We start from the raw sequence: 338 nt of genomic DNA, 5'->3' as shown, positions 1-338 counted from the left end.
GCTCAGCGCCATCACCGGCAGCAGGTTCAGGGTCTTCAGTCGGGAGAGCGGGATCGGCCCGTGCTGGATGTGATCGACGAACAGGAACTGCCCGCCCTGGGTGCTATCGGACAGGTTCTGGATATCGACGCGGTAGTGCGCGGTGCTGCTGAAGAAATGGCGCTCAAGGGAGAGCATTTCGAGCTTGACGCTGGTGTCGGTGCCCTTGAACGACTTCGCCAGTTCCTGGTTGGCCGGGCTGATGGAGTCGTTCAACGCGCCTTCCAGTTTAGTACCGGTGTACCAGGCGCCAGCCGTCGCCAGAGCTCCTGCCACGACGATCACGCCAACCGCTATAC

At 61.8% G+C, this 338-nt stretch carries 1 protein-coding gene; it reads right to left on the bottom strand.

Annotated features, from left to right (window positions below; translation table 11 throughout):
* A partial coding sequence (locus EE949_RS13690) for a DUF945 family protein (protein ID WP_241152855.1) occupies positions 1-336 on the bottom strand: 336 nt, incomplete at its 3' end.
* Positions 337-338: the final 2 nt, after the last annotated feature.

Origin of the sequence: Pseudomonas viridiflava (assembly GCF_900602065.1) — a bacterium.
Classification (GTDB): Bacteria; Pseudomonadota; Gammaproteobacteria; order Pseudomonadales; family Pseudomonadaceae; genus Aquipseudomonas.
The sequence above is the reverse complement of the archived record's forward strand: the minus strand, read 5'-3'. Positions and strand labels throughout refer to the sequence as shown.